The sequence below is a fragment of the Rickettsia endosymbiont of Oedothorax gibbosus genome (assembly GCF_936269705.1).
Taxonomy (GTDB): domain Bacteria; phylum Pseudomonadota; class Alphaproteobacteria; order Rickettsiales; family Rickettsiaceae; genus Tisiphia.
In genome coordinates this window covers 669620-691407 of sequence record NZ_OW370493.1, presented here as the reverse complement: position 1 = coordinate 691407, position 21788 = coordinate 669620, and the positions used below count along the sequence as shown (strand labels likewise).

The following is a 21788-nucleotide window of genomic DNA, read 5'->3' as shown; positions in this document are numbered from 1 at the left end:
ACTAATGTTATCATATATATTATTCTCTGAATAGAGAATAATATATATGACTGATTATAGTAAGTCTAGCCACACCGTATTTTACCACCGCTTCCATATCGTTTGGATTACTAAGTATCGATACAAAGTACTCACAGGTAACCTCAGGATTAGAATTAGAGAAATTATTGCTCAGGTAGCAGAATATCTTGGTATCAAAATCATCAATGGAATATTATCTGCCGATCATGTCCATATTATGGCTGAAATTCCACCTCATATATCCATTAGTCAGTTTGTTAAAGCAGCTAAAGGACGTTCATCATATAAAATTCAGCAAGAATTTCCTGAAATTAGAAAAACTTACTGGGGACGCCACTTTTGGGCTAGGGGCTTCTTTAGCTCAACCAGTGGTAATGTCACTGATGATATAATCAATAACTACATTAACAATCATTCAGATGCACATCAGCCTAATAATGTAATGAATATCTCTTTAGAGTAAATCCGTGACTTCTAGTCGCAACTTCAACCTACCAGCTTCAGCTGGTTAGTTATTGAGTGACTCTACAACGATTAAAGCTTGTCACAATAAAAGGCGTTATAGCAATAAAGTTTTTAAAGGATTAGCCAAACATAGTAAATCCTCTATGGGGTATTTTTATGGTTTTAAATTACATGTAATAATCAATAATAAAGGGGAGTTTATGGCATTAAAAGTGACCAAAGGCAATGTAGATGATAGGGTTCCAGTACCGGAGTTAACAAAAAGATTAACTGGAATTATAGCAGCTGATAAAGGTTATATTAAGCAAAATTTGTTCTTAAATTTATATGAAAGAGGCTTAAAAATGATTCATGGAATTAAGAAGAATATGGAAAATAAATTAATGGATTTGAAAGAAAAAATCTTACTTCGAAAGCGTAACTTAATTGAAACAGTTTTTGATTATCTAAAAAATAAAATGAACCTTGAACATACTAGACATAGATCACCAATAAATGCCTTTGTCCATATATTATCTACTCTTGTTGCTTACTCATTAAAGAAAAATAAACCTTCAACAAAATTTGATTTTAATCTACATGTTCACAATATCCTTATCCCGAATTGACGTTATTTAATTTGGAGCATCTGAAAACTATTTTTCAGTTGACTTCGTACAAGTAAAGCATATTTCGCTTCACTCGTCCATACCATCATTCCCGCCTACTATTGTCATATATGGACGAGTGAATTTGTCAACAAAGAAAATAAAAAAATAGAGCCACAAAGGAAGCGGTCATATATTCGGCATCGAGTGCCATAATGGTTTCTGCATTCTTATAAATATCCTTGAGTGACCTCTCATTCCCACGGCTTCTAGAGCCTCGACATAATTACGGATTTATTCAGAATACTTATTCATTAACTCTTTAACTTTCGTTCTCTTTATTGTTACTATTCTTTACTCGCAATATTTATCAATTACCAATTTTTATTTAGTTGACATAGTTTCTTCTTTTTTCTCAACTAAACTAATTTGCAACATATTCGCTACCATTGGTGACTACTGCATAAGCAATCCTTGCTAACTTATTTGCTAAACCAACACATATAATATTATATGATTTATTTTCAGCAAATTTCTTCACTGCCCACTGCACTAGTTTATCTTTCGATTCCTTACCACTTTTTGCTCTTATTGCTATTGTCCTTGCGGCTTGAATCAACATAGTTCTGGCATATCTATCTCCCTGTTTGGTAATCCCTCCTAAAACTATCTTATCTCCTGAGCTATGTTGCTTTGGTACCAAACCAAGCGAAGCAGCAAAATCCCTCGGGGTTGGATAACTTTCCATTGGGGCTACCTCAAACAACTAGCATTGATTGCTCCAATGCCAAAAATTGTCTGCAACCTAGTAGCTTTCTCACTTTGCTTATTATTGCTGATAATCAGCTTTTCTAAAGTTTTCTCTTTGTCACATAAATCCTCAATTTCTTTACATTCTAAAAGTAAAATTGACCGTATCCCAGAATTTATATAACCTTTACTATACGCTAACTCTACCTCCAGCCTACATGATTTGCAAAATTTATTTTTACTTAATTTTGTATTATAGCCATATTCACATAAACTTGATATTGTAGAATTAGTTTTTTGCACACGATCTCTGATCGTATTACTTCTAATTTTATGCAAAAATTTTATATCTTGTTCCTCTTTGCTTTTTGGCAGCACAGTTTTTAATTCTGGATCACGAGCCGCTTTGCATATTGCTAACGCATCGTTATAATCATTTTTCTGTTTCGATGTAGCATAAACTTTTACATCTTTTGTTTTCATTAGTTTGACTTGCAAACCAAGCTTAGCAATTTCCTGTGACCAATAATTAGCTCCTCCACATGCTTCCATAGCTACCAATGAACTTTTATCGAGATTGCTTAAATAGGCTATTAACTCATCTCTTGTAACTTTTTGATAACCTATTTTTTTGCCATTTTGATCGACTTGCACCAAGTGCATACTATTTTTTGCTAAATCTATTCCTATTATAGTATTTTTTATGCTATTATTTATCATGGTATGGACCTATTAATTAAATTATTATTTAATTTGGAGCAGCTGAAAACTATTTTTCAGCTGACTCCGTACAAGTAAAGCATATTTCGCTTCACTCGTCCATACCATCATTCCCGTGTAGGCGGGAATCTAGACCCCTGCTTACGCAGGGGTGACACCTTTAAAAGCTCAGCAAAAATTGAACAAGGTTTTCATAAGAGAAGAATAGGAGAGCTGCACACTGAACAGACAAAGATAAAAACTCGCATGGATAAGCTAACAGATTTATTTTTAGATGGCGATCTGACAAAAGCAGAACATGAAGAAAAACGTGAACAGTTAATACAAAAACGTGAGGATGTTGTCAACGAAATAGCAAGTCACGACAATGCCGATGATAAATTTTCAGAATGCCTAATCAACTTAGTAGAATTGGCTTCCGGAGCAGCAGAAGCCTTCAAAGGTTCCAGTGCCGAAGGAAAACGTAAATTGATAAATTTAGTATTTGTTAACCTGGAAATAAAAGGCGGGAAGCTAGACTTTAAGCTACGTCCACCGTTTGACATGTTCGTAAAATGTACCAAAATCGAAGAATGGCGCACCCTAAGGGATTCGAACCTTTGACCTACGGATTAGAAATCCGTTGCTCTATCCAGCTGAGCTAAGGGTGCATATATTCGCAGGCTTTCAAGAATTGCTTTTTACAAATATCATGGTCAGTTCTTTGTCATTCATTTTTATAATTCTTTAAATCTCAAAAGCAATATATTTTCAAAAAACAATTCTTCAAAGCATTTGAATATATAGTCAATTCAGGAGAATTTGGGGCTAGGAGCGATGCCTATAAGTAATAGGCGAGCATTGAGCAACAACGTCTCCAACTTCTCATCAATTGACTATAGATACAAAGCTGTTTATTTTATATCAGCTAAGATTATCTTTTTCAAGTGTAAAAAATAATAATTTTTTAACATAACCATGATTGATTGAAGAAAATTAACTGTATTACTCTCAAGTTCTATTACGAATTTGCTGTTGGGATGATGTCTTGGGCATTGATGATATTATCTTAGTTGGTGTATTGGTTATATGACGTTTTAAGTTACTCTGAATTTGCTTTAATTCACTATTATGTATTAGCAAGTCACTTGCCTCAGAGGAAATAGTTTGCGATATATTGATACTACATCCTTGATTCTTTGCTACTTCTTGTAGCATTGCTTCATATTGACCCTTGGTCACCGGGATAGTGTAAATATGCTTCCCTCTTTGTATATAGCCTATAGCATCTTTATCATCACCGGTAAACTTTAATGATAATGGGTTGGTTATTTCTACTAGTTTTCCTTGCTCGTTATAGTGAGTAGTAAAATAAAGTGCCTTCGAGACCTCAATATTTTCACCTTTCTCATTTTGCACTGGAAATGAAAGATGCACGGCTGTACCAGATGGTTTGATGGCTAATGGCAAATTAATATTGCGATAATTGCTAATCTCTATTTCCGTTACTCCATCTTCTAAAATTACTTTAGTAGAGGTTTTAACCTTAGTTTCTGTTAATTTAAATAATTCTTCATCTTTAACTTTAATAACCCTTGACCTGGTATCAGTTGTATTGTCTATTGGTGGCTGATTGCTCCAAGTTAACGGTTTGAAATTATTAGCCTGATGGATTTTTGCATAGCTTTGCACTTCATCATTCATCGCTTGAGTCACAGTACTCTTTGTAATAGAGTTAGCCCAGGTTTTTTGTATTAATTCGTTGTTATTTTCTACAAATTCTTTAAATTGCTGAGAATTAACAGCAAGATTAGCCACTGAGATTGCTGTAATATTTGCTTCAGCAAGGATGTTTTTTAATGTTGTTTGTTGCTTATCAATAATTTCTTGTCTAAAAGCTAATGTTACCAAATCTACTTTAATTGGGGCTACTTTACTCTGTGCTACTATGGCTGGGACTATTTCAGATGGAGCTAATTTGTAGGGTGAGGTCTGTTCAGTAGCTTGAGTTTCAGTAGTTGTTGTTATCGTGTCATTAATATGCATAACATCTAGTGCTTTTTTAGATGCTACAGATAGATCAGTTCTTTCTAAAGTAGGGTTTGTTAGTGCTTTTTTTTGTTCTTTTACTATTTGAGCTATTTCTTTAATTAAAAGTACTTCTCGAGTTTTATTACCTAAAATATATTCAACATAGTTTCCCTCAGTTTTCTTCTTCAATTCTAGTCTTTTCCTTTGGTCGATTATATTGTTAAAATAATCAAAGTGTTCTTGAACTAATTTTTTTAATTCTGGCTTATTAATTTTTCCCCTTGTTACTAAAAGACCGAGTTTAATTTGCAACCCATATTCTTTTAATGATTGTTGTCTCTTTTGCATAGTTTCTTTAAGAGCATCTTTAACATCAGCAATCTTTATGTTTTCTGGTGCTATATTTTTAAATTTCTGGCTCATTGTCATTTTTGCCCAATTTGCTAGTGCTTTATCACTATAATATTTTGATAATTCAACGAAGCTATTGTCAATAGTATTGTTTAAATCAACTTGTGCAGTATCAAGTAAACCTTTTACAAATAAATCATTATACTTTATGGTACTTGGAAATTCTCTAAAATGATTAGTTGGTCCTAGTAAGGGTAGATGTCTAGACCAAGAATGTGGACGTATCTCATCATCTAATTGGTCAAAACTTCCAGCAAAATCTAACCTAACTAGCCTAGGAGGAATAGTAGAATTGTTAGTATCTCTTACAACTCCTATATTACCTGTATGAATATCAAAATCGCCTATTAATAAGCTAGTTGGAGCTATTTTATCAAAATCGCTATAATGCAGTTCTTCAAAAGCTTTAGTTAAAGTACTAGATAGTAATTCTCTTGTTCCCATAAAAAGCGGTCTTCCTCCGTCTTTTCGCAACCAACCGCCTGGCTTAGTTTTTTTAGACATGTGGTTATCCATATCAACATACATGTCTCCACTGTAATTCTTAAAAAATTCAGATTGCACATATACTTCAGAACCATCATTTTGCAGACCTCCTTCTTGATCTACTTTCGTGGTAAGATGATCAGGTACAATGAGCGAAACTTTGGCACCATGCTCTGGATTTGTTGCCTGAAAAATTTGGGAACCCAAAAACTCTGATATATTTTTTTCAGGCTTATTTTCCTTTTTAACCATAAATAGAATATTATCTTGACTGCTATATATCCCCCCTAATTCTCCAGCTTCATTAGCCCCAAATTCCTTTCTTTTATAATATTGCAAATTGGTAAATTCTGACATTTATTATCCCTATTTAGTTTAACCTGAATTTGATATAACCAGTTATTGCAAATTCGGTTATATCTATAAATATAACAGATTTTTATGCTCCACTAATAGCTATTTTCATTATTTTTGCGGTGTTGCTTATTTTTTTCATTAGACTCTTGCAAATTTTCTTATGATAATAAAAATCTGCTCGCCAAACGTCATTGCGAGACTTGCAATATCTTTCAACGTCATTGTGCATAGGCGTTAGTTTAAGAAGGTAATAATTGGAAAGCCGTCATTGCGAGGAGGCGTGAGTCTCGAAGCAATCCAGAAAGATGTTAAAATGGATTGCTTCGACCATTACATGGTCTCGCAATGACGTATATGCACCCCAACCGTCATTGCGAGCTGATGTATCCCCACGAAATTGTTGCAAAATAGCAAGAATTGATAGAATATCTTCATTATTTAATGATGATGGAGATAGTAGGTTATGGATGTAAAAACAGTATTAAATGAAGTAATAAAAGAACATTGTCCTTTTATACATAACAATCGTTTAAATGCGTTACTTGATGTTGCAGAAGGCTTGCGATATAGTCAGAATTTGTCTTTGAGTGCAATTGGCAGGAACTTGAGTGGTGATAGTAAAGTAAAACATAAAATAAAAAAAGTTGATAGATGTATAGGTAACAAACATTTATATAACGAGGTTGATAATCTCTATAGTGCTTTATCATATTTCATATTTGAGTTTATCAAGCATTCTAATGATGACAGTGTTGTGATTGATTTATGTTATCTTAAAGATGATCGCATGGTACAAATGCTAAGTGCTCAATTTTGTACAAGAGGGATGAGTTTACCTTTGTATCAAGATGTGTTTGAAGAAGGTGAATTAAAGGGCAGAACGGTAGAATTTTTAAATAAATTAAAGAGTATAATACCTGATGGAAAAAGGGTTATTGTGATTATGGACGCTGGCTTTCATATTGAATGGTTTAAGGAAATAGAAAAACAAGGGTGGAGTTGGGTGTGTCGGGTACGACAAGGAAAAGATTTAAAATTAGCTAAGAATGAGGATTGGATATCAGTTGAAAATTTCATGCCATCAATTGGTTCAAAAACGATGGAATGTGGTACGATTCTGCTAACCAAAGCTCATAAATATTCCTGCAGAATGGTTACAACTTGCAAAGTCCCTAAGGGTCGAGTGCAGAAGGTTAGCAGGAATCGTACTAGCAGTAAAACAGCAAATGGTTCATATAACAAAGCTGCAAAAGAACCTTGGATATTGGTAACTAACTTAAGTTCTGATGAATATAAGGGAGCGGAAATAGTGAGGTTATATAGCAAACGTATGCAAATAGAGGAGACGTTTCGAGTGATAAAAAGTCATCAATTTGGTCTTGCTGGAAGATATATTCGAACTTTAGATGTGAATAGATGGGGAGTTTTAATGTTACTATCTGCCATTGTTATTATAACATATTGGGTTATAGGTGTGGTAGGCTATAGCCAAGGTATGCAAAGAATTTTCCAACCTAACACAGTAAAAGATAAAAAGATTTATTCGTATTTTACCCTTGGGAAATTTATTATTGAATTTAATGAGTCTGTCCTATAGTTTGTGTAAGTTGCAAAGAAAGCAGTAAGAGATTACTGTAAAAAAAGTAACTTAAGCAAGCAAGGAGGAATTATGGCTAAAAAATTAGATACAGATAAAGATACATTAAACATCAGTAATCAGCTAGTAGAAGAATTATTATCAAAAGCAGATCCATCGGAGTTATTTGGTCGAGATGGTTTATTTCAACAGCTAAAGAAGCAAATAGTTGATAAAATATTAGCAAGTGAGTTGGATCATGAATTAGGATATTCAAAACATAGCAAGATGGCAAAAGTAGATAATAATAGTCGTAATGGTAGCTATGAGAAGACAGTAATTGATGGGGATGGTCGTAAGCTGACAGTAGAAGTACCAAGAGATCGGGAAGGAGAGTATAATCCTCAATTAATACCAAAAGGGCTGAGGAGATTTAATGGATTTGATGAGAAAGTGATATCCCTTTATGGTCGCGGTATGACAGTCAGCGAGATCCGAGGGCATTTAGAAGAAATATATCAAACTGATGTATCTGGTGACTTGATATCCACCATAACAGATGGGGTAATAGAAGAAGTAACTAGGTGGCAAAATCGTTGTTTAGATAGGGTGTATCCAATATTATACTTGGACTGTATCTATGTAAAATCTAGAGACAATCACATAGTAATAAATAAAGCAGTATATTTAGCACTTGCTGTAAATATAGAAGGGAAAAAGGAGTTACTTGGCATTTGGATAGGCAAAAATGAAGGTGCTAAATTTTGGATGCAAGTAGTTACTGAGTTAAAGAATCGAGGAATTGAACAAATTTATGTTGCTTGTGTGGATGGTTTAAAGGGCTTTCCAGAAGCTATAAGCAGTGTATTCCCGAGTACTATAGTACAATTATGTATTGTACATATGGTTCGCAATTCAGTAAAGTATGTGTCATATAAAGATTTAAAAGAGGTCACATCAGATCTAAAACAAATTTATACAGCTAATAATGACGAAATGGCACGTTTAAAACTTCAGCAATTTGGTGTAAAATGGGATAAAAAATATCCGGTAATTTCTGATATTTGGCAACGTAATTGGTCTGGGATAATACCGTTTTTTGCCTTTCCTGAAGAGAACAGAAAGGTAATTTATACTACTAACACTATAGAATCTGTAAATCGTCAAATTAGAAAAATTATCAAAAATAAGGGGGTGTTTCCAGATGATAAGTCAATTCAAAAAATAATATTTTTATCCCTACAAAATGCAGCCAAAAAATGGACCATGCCTATTAAAGATTGGTCTTTAGCTTTAAATCAATTTGAAATACTTTGTGGAGATTTTAAATATGATTTATTGGAAAATAAAAAATGAACTTTGTGAGTAGACCTAACCAATTGCTTGGTTAAGCCCCTCCTCAGAACCGGACATGCAGAGCTACCGCATCCGGCTCCCGAAAGGTAAGATAGGCTTGTACCCTATTTTTTTTTGTTGGTTTTAGAACATTGAAATGGTCTTCCACTTATTTGGAAAGTCGACCCTTTTGAGTATTTCAGCTAATCTTTGCCAATTCATCTTACGCTTCCCACCCATTCTATTAAACCACCCATATATTGCTCGCCTAGTTTGGTGAATAAATGAACTTACTCGTCTTTGATTATCTGATATACCATGATAATTGATCCACCCCTTTGTAGCTCTAATGACTTGCAATAATATCTGTTCTTTGCCCCTCTCATTAAGGTGACTTCGTAGATATTCTCTTAGCCCTTTAAGCTTCTCGGTAAATCGATCTTTCCTTGTGGTATATTTTAATCTCCATATGTTACCAAACCTTGATTTACCCCAATAGCAAGTAAAGCCAAGAAAATTATAACTCTTGATCTTCTTACCTTGCTTAGCTAAGTCCTCAGCATGGTATCTACCGGACTGAATCATCTGCGATTTAGCTTCATTGATGTTCAAGCCATACTTGTTTAATCTTTTGGGCAAAACCTCATAAAACTTCCTCGCGTCTTCTTCATTCTCAAAGACGAACACCATATCGTCACAATACCTCACCATTCCAGTTTGCCCTCTTATGTTTTCCTTGCTGATTTTAGCAAACCAACAGTCAATAACATAATGTAGGAAGACATTTGCCAAAATTGGTGATGTTTTAGACCCTTGGCGGCATCCTTCCTTGTTAGTAACTGTAATGCCGTTTTCTATAATTGGTGTTTCCATCAGTTTCATAACTAGTCTTAGGAATCTTTTGTCAGATATTCTCTTTCTTAGGAATCCCATCAACTCAGAATGTTTGATTGAATTGAAGCACTTAGTTATATCAATTTCAACTACAGCTCCTTTATTGAAGTTATACGTAAGTCTATTCAACTCCTTAAGTGCATCATGGGCGTTTAATTTAGGTCGAAACCCGTAAGAACATTTTAAGAATATTGGCTCGAACACTGAGTTTAATATCTTGCTTACTGCCGACTCGATTATCTTGTCTTCAAAGCATGATATTACCAAAGGTCTTTTGCCTCCATCTTCTTTTGGAATCAATGTAATTCGTGCAGGTTTAGCTTGATATTGCCCCTTGCGAATTTTAGTAAGGAGCGAGAGCAAATTTGCTTCCAACTTCTTACCATAAACCGCTTTGGTTATACCATCTATTCCTACAGCTTTCTTGCTATCAAGTTCCTTATATTGTTCTTCTAACATCTTTAAATCAATAATATGTCCAAGATTATTAAACTTTATGTCTTGATTTTGTGATGATAGCAACTTTATACGCTCAAGTTTCGTTGACCATGTATTTCCGTCTATGCTGTGTACGGTCATTGTTTCCCTCTTACGTTCTTACCTTTCTGTCAGCCCTTCGCTCCACTCCCATTACGAAGCTTCATCACTACTACAACTGACTCAGCCATCCTTAACACCATCTCCAAAGCCTTATGTTTCGGCACTTGTACTTTGAATACTTACTTAACTCAGTAAGAGTTATAAGGACTTCTCAAGTTGTGTCATTAATCTCTACAAACTCGCTGACGCCTGAGACCCCGATGGTTGAAAACTTTCGGATTTTCGCTAGTTTGACCTCTAGTTTTCTCTTGTCTACTGCGTTGTGTAGCACATCGACTTCCACTACCAATATCATTTCAGGGCTATCACGTTCACCATTTGGTTTCGGCTCGGATGTTTCGCTGTCTACGCTTTACTACTGTCGTTACCTTCAGCAGCACAAGACTCGCTATATGGTGGAGCTAGCTACTCCTTCCATAACAGGACTTTCACCCGTAAGATTAATGCACCTTATCTTGACGCACACACAAATTAAATGATTGACTCAATTTAATTATTTGCATGCCATAAAACCATTGGTAGAACCCCTGGCATCTATTATAAAGACGGAGCTTTGTCGTGCTTAATTTCGTGGGGATACATCAGATTGCGAGGAGGCGTTAGCCTCGAAGCAATCCATATGACAATTTATGGATTGCCACGCTCACATACGTTCGCTCGCAATGACGGAAAAGCTATCTAAAACCCGCTTTACCTTCTAACTTTCAACAGTTGTGCCTCATATACCAAGAAAGTTTAAAAAATCTCGTAATTCCTGACGAGCAGCTACATGAGATATACTAAGTGTTTTACCATGATTAGCTGTTGTTAAGTCAAGTAATGTTAGCCCTTGTAAAAATAATTCCCGAAAAATTACTCTTTCACTAAAGCCTGGAGCAATCTTAAAGCTAATTCTTTTTGCTAATTGTTCAAGAGCAGCCCCCACTTTCCTTTTATTTACTGCATCCAAGTTGCTTAATCGATTACGCATAACAATCCAGTTAATTGTCTCGCCATTACGATTAGCTTTCTGCATCTTTTGCTCCCAAATCATTTGACTATAGATTGATGGGGCAATAATTGACAAATTGTCAGCGTTAACTTTGGCTAATACATCAAAATCAAGAAAACTGTCGTTAATTGGGGTAATTACCGTATCAGCATAAGAATGAGCTAATCTAGATAAGAAAGAGTAGCTTCCTGGTGTATCGATTACTAGATAATCAGCATTTTTTGTCTGTTCAATTATCTGTTCAAACCTAGTTCTTTCATCCTCTTCTTTAAGTGCAACGACTTGTTCTTGACTTTCAGTCAAATGAAAATGCTGAGAAGTTTTAACCGTATTGTCCGGGTTCTTTAAATTGTAATCATCTCTGTTCTTTAAATAATTTGTTAAAGACCCCTGACGTGAATCAGTATCAATACTAGCAACCGTATAACCATTATACAATAAACCGGTAATTAGATGCATGGAGCAGGTACTTTTACCAGCTCCACCTTTTTCAGCCCCAAGTACAAAAATACGATTTGTTTGATTATTTTTCATAGTGATCTTGAATAAATTGATTAAGAAGTCTTACACCATAACCTACTGCTCCTTTAGGACCAAGGGGATTGCCTTTTTTATTATAGGCAACACCGGCAATATCAAGATGCACCCAAACCATACCTTCTTTAATAAAATTCCCTATAAACTGAGCTGCTGTACAACTACCAGCGGTTCCAGGGACGTTGCCAATATTAGCAAGATCAGCAATGTCTGACTTTATCATCTCATCAAAATCTTTATGTAGAGGCATACGCCATAATTTTTCATTAACTTTATTGCCAACATCTATTAGCTTACCAGCTAATTCATCATTATTGGTAAAGCACCCAGCATAAGTTTTACCAAGAGCGACAACAATAGCTCCAGTAAGGGTAGCCAGATCGATTACACATTGAGGCTTAAACTTTTCTTGAGTATACCAAATTGCATCAGCCAAGACTAACCGACCTTCTGCATCAGTATTATCCACCACCACTGTTTTTTTGGACATAGTGGTTACCACATCTCCTGGTCGTTGAGCATTGCCTGAAGGCATATTTTCTACAAGACCAACAACCCCGACCACATTAACTTGTGCATTACGACTAGCCAAAGCCATGATTGCTCCAACTACTGCAGCTGAACCGGCCATATCATATTTCATATCTCCCATATTGGCTGCTGGTTTAATAGAAATCCCACCACTATCAAAAGTAACCCCTTTACCAACAAAAGCGACAGGTGGGGTATCATCATCCAAGCCATTATATTGCATTACTACAAGTTTGGATTCATTTTGTGAACCTTGTCCAACACCAAGTAAAGCTCCCATACCAAGATTTTTCATTTCTCTTTCACCGATAATGATAATTTCAACTCCTAGCGGTTCAAGATGTTCTAATATTTTTTCAGAGTAAGATTGAGGATTTTTTATATTGGCTGGTTCATTTATCATATCTCTGGCAAAAAATACTGCCTCAGCTAATGATCTTTTATCATTAAACAATTCCTCTGCTTTAGACTGATCATCTATAGAAATCTCAAGAGAGTCTACAACAAATTTTTCTCCTTCACTTTGAGTAGTTTTGTATTTATCAAATCTATATGAAGCAAGCAAACAGCCGCTAGCTATAAGAGAAGCAACAATAGCTGGTTGATGTTGTCCGATATTATGAGAAATTTTTATGCCAATAGTACTAATTTTACTGCAAGTACTACAGGATAAGATTCTTCCTCCAAGCTCTTCAATGCAAGAGGTTGTTAATTTTGTTTCATCACCAGTGCCAACCATAATTAAATATTTTATTTCTCCATCCTTAGCGATAGAATTAACAATTTTAATTTGTCCAAATTTTCCAGTAAATAGTAATTTATTTTGAATAGTTTTAGAAATTAAACCATGATGTTGTTGATCAAGTAGTAATAAATTACTGTCTAATTTCAGCTGTTCACTAATAAACACTATAGTTGCTTGATTATTTGATAATTCCTTACTGATGAAGTTAATGTTATTGAGCATAAATCCCTCTTATAATTTAATGGTCTAATTCTATTGATGTATGTTTACTTTGCAAGTATAAAAAATCCTATATAGTCAATTCAGGAGAATTAGGTAGCAGGAGTGACGACGTTACCAACTTCTCATCAATTGACTATAGTCAATATAAGTGATTATTTGAGTATACTATAAAATTTTCTTCCACTAAGTGAAAAAGTGATTAATTTTATATTTATAGATGCATGTGCCTATAATTCGTCATTCCCGCGAAGGCGGGAATCTAGACCCCTGCAGGGCTGACATTAAGTAACCTTCTCGAGTTAGCTATATAAAATATTTAAAAAATTATTATATTTTTTTAAATTTATACTTAGTGCTAGTCAAATTTTATTCTATAATGATATTGTTTTAAGATATAGGAGGCAGCCTTCTAGGATAAAACCAAGTAAGGAGTACGCCAAATAATAAAGAGAGATTTAGTAACAAATTCCATTCTGTCATCGATATGCCAAATAATTTAACTGTTGCTTTGGTACAACTCGTGATCGGTTGGCTATAAAATATCTCTTTAATATCTTGGATGGATAAGTGTTTTGGAATATGGATTAAAGTTGAGCAAAGAGCACTTGGATTAACTATTCCCCTTTCTACGGTACTATGATAGCCTGCTAATATGCAAGCACCTAATAAATTTAGAGTGATAAAAAATAAAGTATATTTGCTTATTTTTTTAATAATTAATGCTACAACTGAAATCTTGATGATAAATAAATATGGGAATCTTTGATAAATACATAAAGGACAAGGTATAAAATGTAATATATATTCAACAAAATAAGCTAAAGATAAGGCAAAGATGCATATGCAAATTAGGGTTATATGTAAAATTCTAAAGCTATCTTTACGAAGAAAATGTACAATAGAAGGAATAGTCATAAGTGAATAATAATTTTTAATCGGCTATTGTCTAAGAATATTGTAAAAAACTCAAGAGATATATTTATAAATTTACAAAAAACCATGTATATTTATAATCTTGGTAACTCACCTTATGCATGGCATTTAAAAGTCATATAGGAAAATAGTTTGGCGTCATTGCGAGGAGCTACTTTAGTAGCGACGAAGCAATCTAATGAATGTGGGTTGCCACGACCACTACGTGGTCTCGCTAATAGCGTCTTGTACTTTTCTGGAATTTTTAAATTATCATGGGGTTTATGCGTAAGGTGAGTTGGTAAATTGAATCAAACTTATGGATATTATAGATGTCAGAATTAGAAATTTTAGAAGATGCTGTTAAATCAAATGCTTGGACTTTTTTAGAAGCAAAAAGAATATTAGATCAATTGGGCGGCAAAACCCCAGCTAAAGGCTATGTATTATTTGAAACGGGCTATGGACCGTCAGGGTTACCGCATATTGGTACATTTGCAGAGGTTGCTAGATCTATAATGGTGCAAGAAGCGTTTAAACAGCTATCGAATATTCCAACTAAGATGTTCTGTTTTTCTGATGATATGGATGGTCTGCGTAAAGTTCCAAGTAATATCCCCAACCCTGATATGGTGGCATTGCATATTGGCAGACCTCTAACATCTGTGCCAGATCCTTTTGGTGAGTGTGAAAGTTATGGGCATTACATGAACTCCAAACTTCGCTCATTCTTAGATAAATTTGGTTTTAAATATCAATTTGTTAGTAGTACAGAATGTTATAAATCCGGTTTATTTGATCAGATGATGCTAAAAGTCATAGACAAATATGATGAGATAATGGCTCTAATGTTACCAACCTTTCGAGCCGAAAGAAAAGCAACCTATTCGCCTTTCATGCCGATTTGTCCAAAAACCGGCATTGTCCTGCAAGTACCTATTAGCAAGGTTGATCGTTTAAACGGCACTATTAGCTATCAAGACGAAGAAGGAAAATTGGTTGAAGTTCCTGTGACCAAGGGGCATTGCAAACTACAATGGAAACCTGATTTTGGTATGCGTTGGGCTTCGCTACAAGTTGACTATGAAATGTATGGCAAAGAGCATATGAATAATGCTAAATTATATTCAGAGATTTGTCGAATTTTGGGTGGCATTGAACCAGTACAATTTTTTTATGAATTATTTCTTAATGAAGATGGAGAGAAAATTTCTAAATCTACAGGCAACGGTATTACAGTTGATCAATGGCTACAATATGCCCCCATGGAAAGTATGTCACTATTTATGTACCAAAACCCAACAAGAGCTAAGCGTTTACATTTTGATGTAATACCTAAAAATGTTGATGAATATATTACATTTAATAAAAAATATCATTTAGAAACTGATCAAGTAAAGCGTTTTGCTAATCCAGTACACCATATTCATCATGGGAATGTGCCTATTATCGAAACTTTTGGCATTAGTTTTAGCTTATTGCTCAATCTAGCATCAGTTTGTAATCCGGAAGATAAATCGGTACTTTGGGGATTCATCAGTCAGTACGCTCCAGATGCGACACCGCAAAATGCTCCGTACCTTGATCATTTAACAGATTTTGCCATTGGTTATTATAATGACTTTATTAAAGCGAATAAGTGCTATTTAATGCCTAATGTTCAGCAAAAAGTTATCTTACAAGAAATTAGCACTATGTTATCTGCTTTACCAGTAGATAGTACTTCCGAACAGATTCAGGAGAAAATTTATGATATAGGTAATAATCATGGTTATCATAATTTACGAGATTATTTTAAAGAATTATATCAAATATTACTTGGTCAAACTGAAGGACCAAGGCTTGGATCTTTTTTTAAACTTTTTGGTATTCAAGATACTATAAATTTGATTGATGAAAAAAATAAGGCTTGACCAGCATTTAGTAGAATGCCAATTAGTTGATGATATTAACATCGCACGAAGCTTAATAATCCAAGGCAAAGTATATGTTAATCAGCAGCAAAATACTAAACCAGGTACGGGAATATCAATTGATACTCGTGATATTATTATAAAACGCCCGATACATGATTATGTATCACGAGGGGCGTTAAAATTAATTGCTGCTCTAGACCATTTCAATATTGATCCACAAGGGCTGATTTGTCTAGATATAGGCTCTAGTACTGGTGGTTTTACTGAGGTTTTGCTTCGTAGAAAGGCTGAAAAGATTTTTGCAGTAGATGTCGGATATGGCGAACTACATCATAAACTGCGTAATAACCCTACAATTTCAGTAATTGAAAGAACTAATGCCCGGTATTTAACAATTGAGCAAATTAGTGTGCCACCAGATATTATCGTTTGTGATGCCAGCTTCATTAGCCTTACTACCATATTACCCACTGCATTTGGTTTAGCAAAAGATAATTGCCGTCTAGTTGCCTTAATTAAGCCGCAATTTGAAGTGTCCAAGAATGAGGTCGGGAATGGTGGTATTGTTAGAAGCCAACTCTTACATCAAAGAGTATGTGATAAAATTTAACAATGGCTAGAATCAAATTATAATTTTAACATATTTGGGGTAATACCCAGCCCTATTCTAGGAGCAAAAGGCAACCAGGAATTTTTAATTTATGGACAACGTAGCCCTGTTATTCCTATTACTATAGTCAATTGATGAGAAGTTGGGGGCGTCGTCGCTCGTCTATTACTTATAGGCGTCGCTCCATCGCTCCTAGCCCCAAATTCTCCTGAATTGACTATATATCCGAGTCACAACATATATCTTTAAACGCAAAATTTGTCATATATGGACGAGTGAATTTGTCTATAGTACCCTACAATTTTGAGAAGATGAAGAAGAATGGTTGATTTAGAGTGGTGTGAAGTAGTATAAGGTAGGTATTTTTATAACAAAATGCATAATATAATACTTCAAGAATTGATTTTATATATAGACGGAAATAAATCAAGATTAAAATGTTTGGTTGGTATGGTAATTAGTTTGCTGACGGGCAGCTCAATTTATCAAAAAGGTTTAGCACTTGGTATTTTAGGTGATGCTAAAGCGACGTCAAAAACTCATAGAATTTATCGTTTTTTAAAAGATTTTAATTTTGATTATATGAAGGTTGGCTATTTGCTATTAAGCTTTTTTGCTTCAAAAAATTATGTCGTAGCAATGGATAGGACAAGTTGGAAATTTGGTAAATCCGATATTAATATTTTATTTTTAGTAATGGTAATTGGTAAAATATCGGTGCCAATATTCTGGAAGACTTTGTCGCATGGTGGCGGGTGTTCTGCAGAATTTATGAAGGAATTTTTACAGAAATTTATTAATAATTTTGGCGTTGAAAGAATAAAATATTTGCTTGCTGATAGAGAATTTATGAATAAAGAATGGTTAGACTAAGGTGGTCCCCTTTGTCTAGACAAAAATTTAGATAAATAGAGATATAATTCACAAAAATTAAATTGTTGTTTTTATACAATATTTTTTTCAAAATATACACATTCTGGAGTTTTATAATCCAAAGCTTGAGAGTCTGTCCTATAGTTTGTGTAAGTTGCAAAGAAAGCAGTAAGAGATTACTGTAAAAAAAGTAACTTAAGCAAGCAAGGAGGAATTATGGCTAAAAAATTAGATACAGATAAAGATACATTAAACATCAGTAATCAGCTAGTAGAAGAATTATTATCAAAAGCAGATCCATCGGAGTTATTTGGTCGAGATGGTTTATTTCAACAGCTAAAGAAGCAAATAGTTGAGAAAATATTAGCAAGTGAGTTGGATCATGAATTAGGATATTCAAAACATAGTAAGATGCCAAAAGTAGATAATACGTCAGTTCGGGATAAGATATAGATGAAATAGTAATAGATAAAAGGATTGTCAAAAAGGAGTGCCTGCAGTATTTATATTTTTAAACAAAAAAACAAACTACAGGCATGAAAAAAGATATCACAGAATTATATAGTTTTATAGATGATTTTTGTAAAATTTATTTGGAGTATGAACAGAGAAAGTTATTACCATCAAATAAGCAAAGAAATCGCTGTTGTAGCATGAGTCTAAGTGAAATGTTAACAATAATAATTATGTTTCATACATCCTATGCTAAGAATTTTAAATTTTTCTATAAAAGTTATATAGAGTGCATGCATAAGGATGATTTTCCCAAAGCCTTGAGTTATAATAGATTTGTTGAATTAATGGCACGATTATTCATACCGCTAAATATGTTGATTCATTTGTTGTTTGGTGAGGAAACAGGTATTTATTTTATTGACTCTACAACGATTAAAGCTTGTCACAATAAAAGGCGTTATAGCAATAAAGTTTTTAAAGGATTAGCCAAACATAGTAAATCCTCTATGGGGTATTTTTATGGTTTTAAATTACATGTAATAATCAATAATAAAGGGGAGTTTATGGCATTAAAAGTGACCAAAGGCAATGTAGATGATAGGGTTCCAGTACCGGAGTTAACAAAAAGATTAACTGGAATTATAGCAGCTGATAAAGGTTATATTAAGCAAAATTTGTTCTTAAATTTATATGAAAGAGGCTTAAAAATGATTCATGGAATTAAGAAGAATATGGAAAATAAATTAATGGATTTGAAAGAAAAAATCTTACTTCGAAAGCGTAACTTAATTGAAACAGTTTTTGATTATCTAAAAAATAAAATGAACCTTGAACATACTAGACATAGATCACCAATAAATGCCTTTGTCCATATATTATCTACTCTTGTTGCTTACTCATTAAAGAAAAATAAACCTTCAACAAAATTTGATTTTAATCTACATGTTCACAATATCCTTATCCCGAATTGACGTATAATAATAGTCGTAATGGTAGCTATGAGAAGACAGTAATTGATGGGGATGGTCGTAAGCTGACAGTAGAAGTACCAAGAGATCGGGAAGGAGAGTATAATCCTCAATTAATACCAAAAGGGCTGAGGAGATTTAATGGATTTGATGAGAAAGTGATATCCCTTTATGGTCGCGGTATGACAGTCAGCGAGATCCGAGGGCATTTAGAAGAAATATATCAAACTGAGGCTCTGTACAAATAAGTATAATGGTTCCAATATTTTGGACAGAAAAATAAGAAAAATGAGATAGAATTCTTTAGCAAACAAGGAGAGCTAGAGATGAAAAAACAAGTAAGGCAATATAGTGCTGAGGAGAAAGCCAAAATTGTCATAGAAGCAATTAAGGGAGAGCTAACAATAGCCCAGATAACCAGTAAGTATGGTGTTCATGCAACACAGATAAGTAACTGGAAAAAACAAGGTCTTGAGTTGTTAGTACAAGGTTTTAAGAATAAAACACAGAGTGCTGATCCAAATCAGCAGGGGTTAATCAAGAATCTATATGAGCAAATTGGTCAGTTAAGCGTTGAGTGTGACTGGCTCAAAAAAAAATCTGCATTGTTTGGAATTAAAGGTTAGGTGTAATATGATAGAGCCTAATCATAATAAGTTAACAATTGTACAACAGTGTAAGTTATTGGATATTAGCAGGTCAACCTATTACTATCAACCTACTGGTATTAGTGAACAAGATATCAAGATTATGGCAATAATTGATGAGACCTATACTATGCATCCATATTATGGTATGCGGCGGATGGCTAAATATTTACAAGCCCAAGGTTTTTCGGTAGGTCATAAAGCTGTTAGACGTTACTACAAGATAATGGGTCTTGAAGCTGTTTATCCTAAAATAAATTTAAGCAAGAGGAATCAAGTGCATAAAATATATCCTTATTTACTAAAAGGATTAGAAATAGTATTGCCAAACCAGGTTTGGAGTGCAGATATAACGTATATAAGACTGAGCCAAGGGTTCGTATATTTAGTAGCTATTATTGACTGGTATAGTCGTTATATTCTAAGTTGGCGAATCTCCATTAGTTTGGAAAGTGAATTTTGTGTAACAGCCCTTGAAGACGCTATAGAAAAATATGGTATGCCAAAAATATTTAATACTGATCAAGGAGTACAATTTACCTCGGAGAATTTTATTAGTATGCTAAAGCTACATAATATCTTGATTAGTATGGATGGTAAGGGACGAGCCTTAGATAATATTTTTATTGAACGTTTTTGGCGATCATTAAAACAGGAAAAAATTTATCGGATTATTTTAACAACAGTAAAGGAGGCAAAGACAGCAATTAACGAATATATGGACTTTTATAATAGACAAAGGATGCATCAAGCTTTGGATTATAAAACTCCAGAATGTGTATATTTTGAAAAAAATATTGTATAAAAACAACAATTTAATTTTTGTGAATTATATCTCTATTTATCTAAATTTTTGTCTAGACAAAGGGGACCACCTTAGTTATATAAAAATATAATATAACAAAAGGAGAAATTATAATGCGTCACAAACAAAATGAAGCAATGAATCAAGCAATAGATTTATTAATAAATAATGATACAGATATATCAACTTTATTTAAAGAGGATGGTTTATTAAAACAATTAACCAAAAGGCTTGTAGAGAAGGCATTGCAGTCAGAGATGAATAATCACTTAGGATATGATAAATATTGTCATACTGATAGCAATAATGTTCGTAATGGTAGTAAAGTAAAGAATCTAGTAACAAATAATGGAGTTGTAGAGATTGAGGTTCCAAGGGATAGAAGTAGTACATTTGAACCTGCATTAATTCCGAAGCGTCAAAGACGTATTGAAGGATTTGATGATAAAATAATATCGTTATACGCTAAAGGAATGAGCTTATCTGATATTAAGATTCAAATGCAAGAATTGTATGGAGCTGACGTTAGCGAAAGTTTGATAAGTCAAATTACTGATGATGTAATTGAGGATGTCAAGATATGGCAAAGCCGACCATTGGATCGAGTATATGCTATAGTATTTTTTGACTGTTTAGTAGTAAAAGTACGTCAAGATAAACGAATTATCAATAAGTCTGTATATGTAGCATTAGGTATTGATTTATCTGGAAGGAAGGATATTTTAGGATTGTGGAACAGTGAAAATGAAGGAGCTAAATTTTGGCTTGGTAATTTTACTGAGATGAAGAACAGAGGTATGCAAGACATGCTTATTGCTTGCAGTGATAATTTAACCGGTATGTCTGAGGCAATAGAAGCAGTTTTTCCGAAAACCGAACATCAATTATGTATTGTACATCAGATTAGAAATAGTTTAAAATATGTATCATATAAAGACCGAAAAGAATTAGCGGCTGATTTAAAGCCTATATATACTGCTAGCACAGAGGAAGAAGCACATCTTGCTTTAGAATCTTTTGAAGCTAAATGGAGTAAACAGTATCCACAAATTGCTAAATCTTGGTATGTTCATTGGGAAAATTTAATGGTTTTTCTAGAATACCCTGAGGCGATAAGGAAAGTAATATACACAACTAATAGTATAGAATCTGTCAATAGCCAATTACGTAAGGTTACTAAGAATAAAAGGGTTTTTCCAAATGATAATGCCGTTTTTAAGACCTTATATTTGGCAATTGATTATATGACCAAGAAATGGGTTATGCCGATTCCGAACTGGAACGCAGCTATGGCTCACTTTTTGATAAAATTTGAAGGTAGAATTTAAGCCCTATGAAAAATTTACACACTTAATTAGAAAGG

Annotated in this window: 19 protein-coding genes, 1 tRNA gene and 2 pseudogenes; 14 read left to right on the top strand and 8 right to left on the bottom strand. The window is 33.8% G+C overall.

Annotated features, from left to right (window positions below; genetic code table 11):
* The first annotated feature begins 46 nt into the window (after positions 1-46).
* Together tnpA and NBW66_RS03790 are read left to right on the top strand one after the other, a co-directional pair.
* On the top strand, positions 47-484 hold the full coding sequence (tnpA, locus tag NBW66_RS03795) for an IS200/IS605 family transposase (protein ID WP_250310592.1): 438 nt from the start codon (positions 47-49) through the stop codon (positions 482-484).
* Between the two features lie 58 nt (positions 485-542).
* A pseudogene (locus NBW66_RS03790) lies at positions 543-1094 on the top strand (IS982 family transposase); the annotation flags it as partial.
* A 403-nt stretch (positions 1095-1497) separates the two neighbouring features.
* Here the strand turns inward: NBW66_RS03790 and NBW66_RS03785 are convergent.
* Together NBW66_RS03785 and NBW66_RS03780 are read right to left on the bottom strand one after the other, a co-directional pair.
* Entirely contained in the window at positions 1498-1821 is a 324-nt protein-coding gene (locus NBW66_RS03785; protein WP_250311787.1) for a transposase, read from the bottom strand.
* Positions 1822-1826: 5 nt separating this feature from the next.
* Positions 1827-2543, bottom strand: a complete 717-nt coding sequence (locus tag NBW66_RS03780; RefSeq protein WP_250311786.1) for an IS110 family transposase — start codon at positions 2541-2543, stop codon at positions 1827-1829.
* A gap of 246 nt (positions 2544-2789) precedes the next feature.
* On the opposite strand from NBW66_RS03780, the gene NBW66_RS03775 reads away from it, so the two are divergent.
* Positions 2790-3146, top strand: a complete 357-nt coding sequence (locus NBW66_RS03775; RefSeq protein WP_250311785.1) for a recombinase RecB — start codon at positions 2790-2792, stop codon at positions 3144-3146.
* Here the strand turns inward: NBW66_RS03775 and NBW66_RS03770 are convergent.
* Together NBW66_RS03770 and NBW66_RS03765 are read right to left on the bottom strand one after the other, a co-directional pair.
* Positions 3117-3193 (bottom strand) — tRNA-Arg (locus NBW66_RS03770). The genes NBW66_RS03775 and NBW66_RS03770 overlap by 30 nt on opposite strands.
* Positions 3194-3533: 340 nt before the next feature.
* Entirely contained in the window at positions 3534-5807 is a 2274-nt protein-coding gene (locus NBW66_RS03765; RefSeq protein WP_250311784.1) for a Sca4 family protein, read from the bottom strand.
* Positions 5808-6270: 463 nt separating this feature from the next.
* Between NBW66_RS03765 and NBW66_RS03760 the strand changes: the two genes are divergently transcribed.
* Positions 6271-7404: an IS4 family transposase gene (locus tag NBW66_RS03760; protein ID WP_250311783.1), complete on the top strand. Its 1134-nt coding sequence runs from the start codon at positions 6271-6273 to the stop codon at positions 7402-7404.
* Between the two features lie 72 nt (positions 7405-7476).
* A complete protein-coding gene (locus NBW66_RS03755; RefSeq protein WP_250311782.1) occupies positions 7477-8739 on the top strand; it encodes an IS256 family transposase in 1263 nt (420 codons plus the stop codon).
* Positions 8740-8862: 123 nt separating this feature from the next.
* Here the strand turns inward: NBW66_RS03755 and NBW66_RS03750 are convergent, their stop codons facing one another.
* The 4 genes from NBW66_RS03750 to NBW66_RS03735 form a co-directional block, all read right to left on the bottom strand.
* Positions 8863-10191 (bottom strand): reverse transcriptase domain-containing protein, encoded by a 1329-nt coding sequence (locus tag NBW66_RS03750; protein WP_250310618.1) that lies wholly within the window; start codon positions 10189-10191, stop codon positions 8863-8865.
* Between the two features lie 739 nt (positions 10192-10930).
* Positions 10931-11737 (bottom strand): division plane positioning ATPase MipZ, encoded by an 807-nt coding sequence (locus tag NBW66_RS03745; protein ID WP_250311781.1) that lies wholly within the window; start codon positions 11735-11737, stop codon positions 10931-10933.
* Positions 11727-13238: a leucyl aminopeptidase gene (locus tag NBW66_RS03740; RefSeq protein WP_250311780.1), complete on the bottom strand. Its 1512-nt coding sequence runs from the start codon at positions 13236-13238 to the stop codon at positions 11727-11729. Before NBW66_RS03740 ends, NBW66_RS03745 begins: the two co-directional genes overlap by 11 nt.
* A gap of 387 nt (positions 13239-13625) precedes the next feature.
* Positions 13626-14153: a disulfide bond formation protein B gene (locus NBW66_RS03735; RefSeq protein WP_250311779.1), complete on the bottom strand. Its 528-nt coding sequence runs from the start codon at positions 14151-14153 to the stop codon at positions 13626-13628.
* A 329-nt stretch (positions 14154-14482) separates the two neighbouring features.
* On the opposite strand from NBW66_RS03735, the gene NBW66_RS03730 reads away from it, so the two are divergent.
* The 9 genes and pseudogenes from NBW66_RS03730 (at position 14483) to NBW66_RS03690 (ending at position 21753) form a co-directional block, all read left to right on the top strand.
* Positions 14483-16063, top strand: coding sequence for a lysine--tRNA ligase (locus NBW66_RS03730; protein WP_250311778.1), 1581 nt, complete (start codon positions 14483-14485; stop codon positions 16061-16063).
* Positions 16044-16811: pseudogene (locus NBW66_RS03725) on the top strand (TlyA family RNA methyltransferase). The gene NBW66_RS03730 and the pseudogene NBW66_RS03725 overlap by 20 nt, the downstream one beginning before the upstream one ends.
* A gap of 240 nt (positions 16812-17051) precedes the next feature.
* Positions 17052-17549, top strand: a complete 498-nt coding sequence (locus NBW66_RS03720) for a hypothetical protein (protein ID WP_250311777.1) — start codon at positions 17052-17054, stop codon at positions 17547-17549.
* A 216-nt stretch (positions 17550-17765) separates the two neighbouring features.
* Complete coding sequence (locus NBW66_RS03715; protein WP_250311776.1) at positions 17766-18002, top strand: transposase; 237 nt, start codon at positions 17766-17768, stop codon at positions 18000-18002.
* A gap of 83 nt (positions 18003-18085) precedes the next feature.
* Positions 18086-18976 carry an IS982 family transposase gene (locus tag NBW66_RS03710; RefSeq protein ID WP_250310582.1) on the top strand — a complete coding sequence of 297 codons (891 nt, stop codon included), beginning with the start codon at positions 18086-18088 and terminating at the stop codon, positions 18974-18976.
* The gene (locus tag NBW66_RS03705) at positions 18973-19221 is read left to right on the top strand and encodes a transposase (RefSeq protein ID WP_410525811.1); all 249 of its coding nucleotides are present in this window, start codon (positions 18973-18975) and stop codon (positions 19219-19221) included. The genes NBW66_RS03710 and NBW66_RS03705 overlap by 4 nt, the downstream gene beginning before the upstream one ends.
* Positions 19222-19299: 78 nt before the next feature.
* Entirely contained in the window at positions 19300-19599 is a 300-nt protein-coding gene (locus tag NBW66_RS15220; protein WP_094649795.1) for a transposase, read from the top strand.
* Positions 19600-19606: 7 nt separating this feature from the next.
* Complete coding sequence (locus NBW66_RS03695) at positions 19607-20425, top strand: IS3 family transposase (protein ID WP_250311195.1); 819 nt, start codon at positions 19607-19609, stop codon at positions 20423-20425.
* A 113-nt stretch (positions 20426-20538) separates the two neighbouring features.
* Positions 20539-21753 carry an IS256 family transposase gene (locus tag NBW66_RS03690; protein ID WP_250310568.1) on the top strand — a complete coding sequence of 405 codons (1215 nt, stop codon included), beginning with the start codon at positions 20539-20541 and terminating at the stop codon, positions 21751-21753.
* The last annotated feature ends 35 nt before the right edge of the window (positions 21754-21788 follow it).

Excerpts from the sequence above, each read along its gene's own strand:
- NBW66_RS03765 (WP_250311784.1), bottom strand. The coding sequence starts at position 5,807 with ATGTCAGAATTTACCAATTTGCAATATTATAAAAGAAAGGAATTTGGG.
- NBW66_RS03755 (WP_250311782.1), top strand. The coding sequence starts at position 7,477 with ATGGCTAAAAAATTAGATACAGATAAAGATACATTAAACATCAGTAAT.
- NBW66_RS03785 (WP_250311787.1), bottom strand. The coding sequence starts at position 1,821 with ATGGAAAGTTATCCAACCCCGAGGGATTTTGCTGCTTCGCTTGGTTTG.
- NBW66_RS03775 (WP_250311785.1), top strand. The coding sequence starts at position 2,790 with ATGGATAAGCTAACAGATTTATTTTTAGATGGCGATCTGACAAAAGCA.
- NBW66_RS03730 (WP_250311778.1), top strand. The coding sequence starts at position 14,483 with ATGTCAGAATTAGAAATTTTAGAAGATGCTGTTAAATCAAATGCTTGG.
- NBW66_RS03740 (WP_250311780.1), bottom strand. The coding sequence starts at position 13,238 with ATGCTCAATAACATTAACTTCATCAGTAAGGAATTATCAAATAATCAA.
- NBW66_RS03780 (WP_250311786.1), bottom strand. The coding sequence starts at position 2,543 with ATGATAAATAATAGCATAAAAAATACTATAATAGGAATAGATTTAGCA.
- NBW66_RS03735 (WP_250311779.1), bottom strand. The coding sequence starts at position 14,153 with ATGACTATTCCTTCTATTGTACATTTTCTTCGTAAAGATAGCTTTAGA.
- NBW66_RS03720 (WP_250311777.1), top strand. The coding sequence starts at position 17,052 with ATGCATAATATAATACTTCAAGAATTGATTTTATATATAGACGGAAAT.
- NBW66_RS03760 (WP_250311783.1), top strand. The coding sequence starts at position 6,271 with ATGGATGTAAAAACAGTATTAAATGAAGTAATAAAAGAACATTGTCCT.
- NBW66_RS03710 (WP_250310582.1), top strand. The coding sequence starts at position 18,086 with ATGAAAAAAGATATCACAGAATTATATAGTTTTATAGATGATTTTTGT.
- NBW66_RS03750 (WP_250310618.1), bottom strand. The coding sequence starts at position 10,191 with ATGACCGTACACAGCATAGACGGAAATACATGGTCAACGAAACTTGAG.
- NBW66_RS03690 (WP_250310568.1), top strand. The coding sequence starts at position 20,539 with ATGCGTCACAAACAAAATGAAGCAATGAATCAAGCAATAGATTTATTA.
- tnpA (WP_250310592.1), top strand. The coding sequence starts at position 47 with ATGACTGATTATAGTAAGTCTAGCCACACCGTATTTTACCACCGCTTC.
- NBW66_RS15220 (WP_094649795.1), top strand. The coding sequence starts at position 19,300 with ATGAAAAAACAAGTAAGGCAATATAGTGCTGAGGAGAAAGCCAAAATT.
- NBW66_RS03745 (WP_250311781.1), bottom strand. The coding sequence starts at position 11,737 with ATGAAAAATAATCAAACAAATCGTATTTTTGTACTTGGGGCTGAAAAA.
- NBW66_RS03715 (WP_250311776.1), top strand. The coding sequence starts at position 17,766 with ATGGCTAAAAAATTAGATACAGATAAAGATACATTAAACATCAGTAAT.
- NBW66_RS03695 (WP_250311195.1), top strand. The coding sequence starts at position 19,607 with ATGATAGAGCCTAATCATAATAAGTTAACAATTGTACAACAGTGTAAG.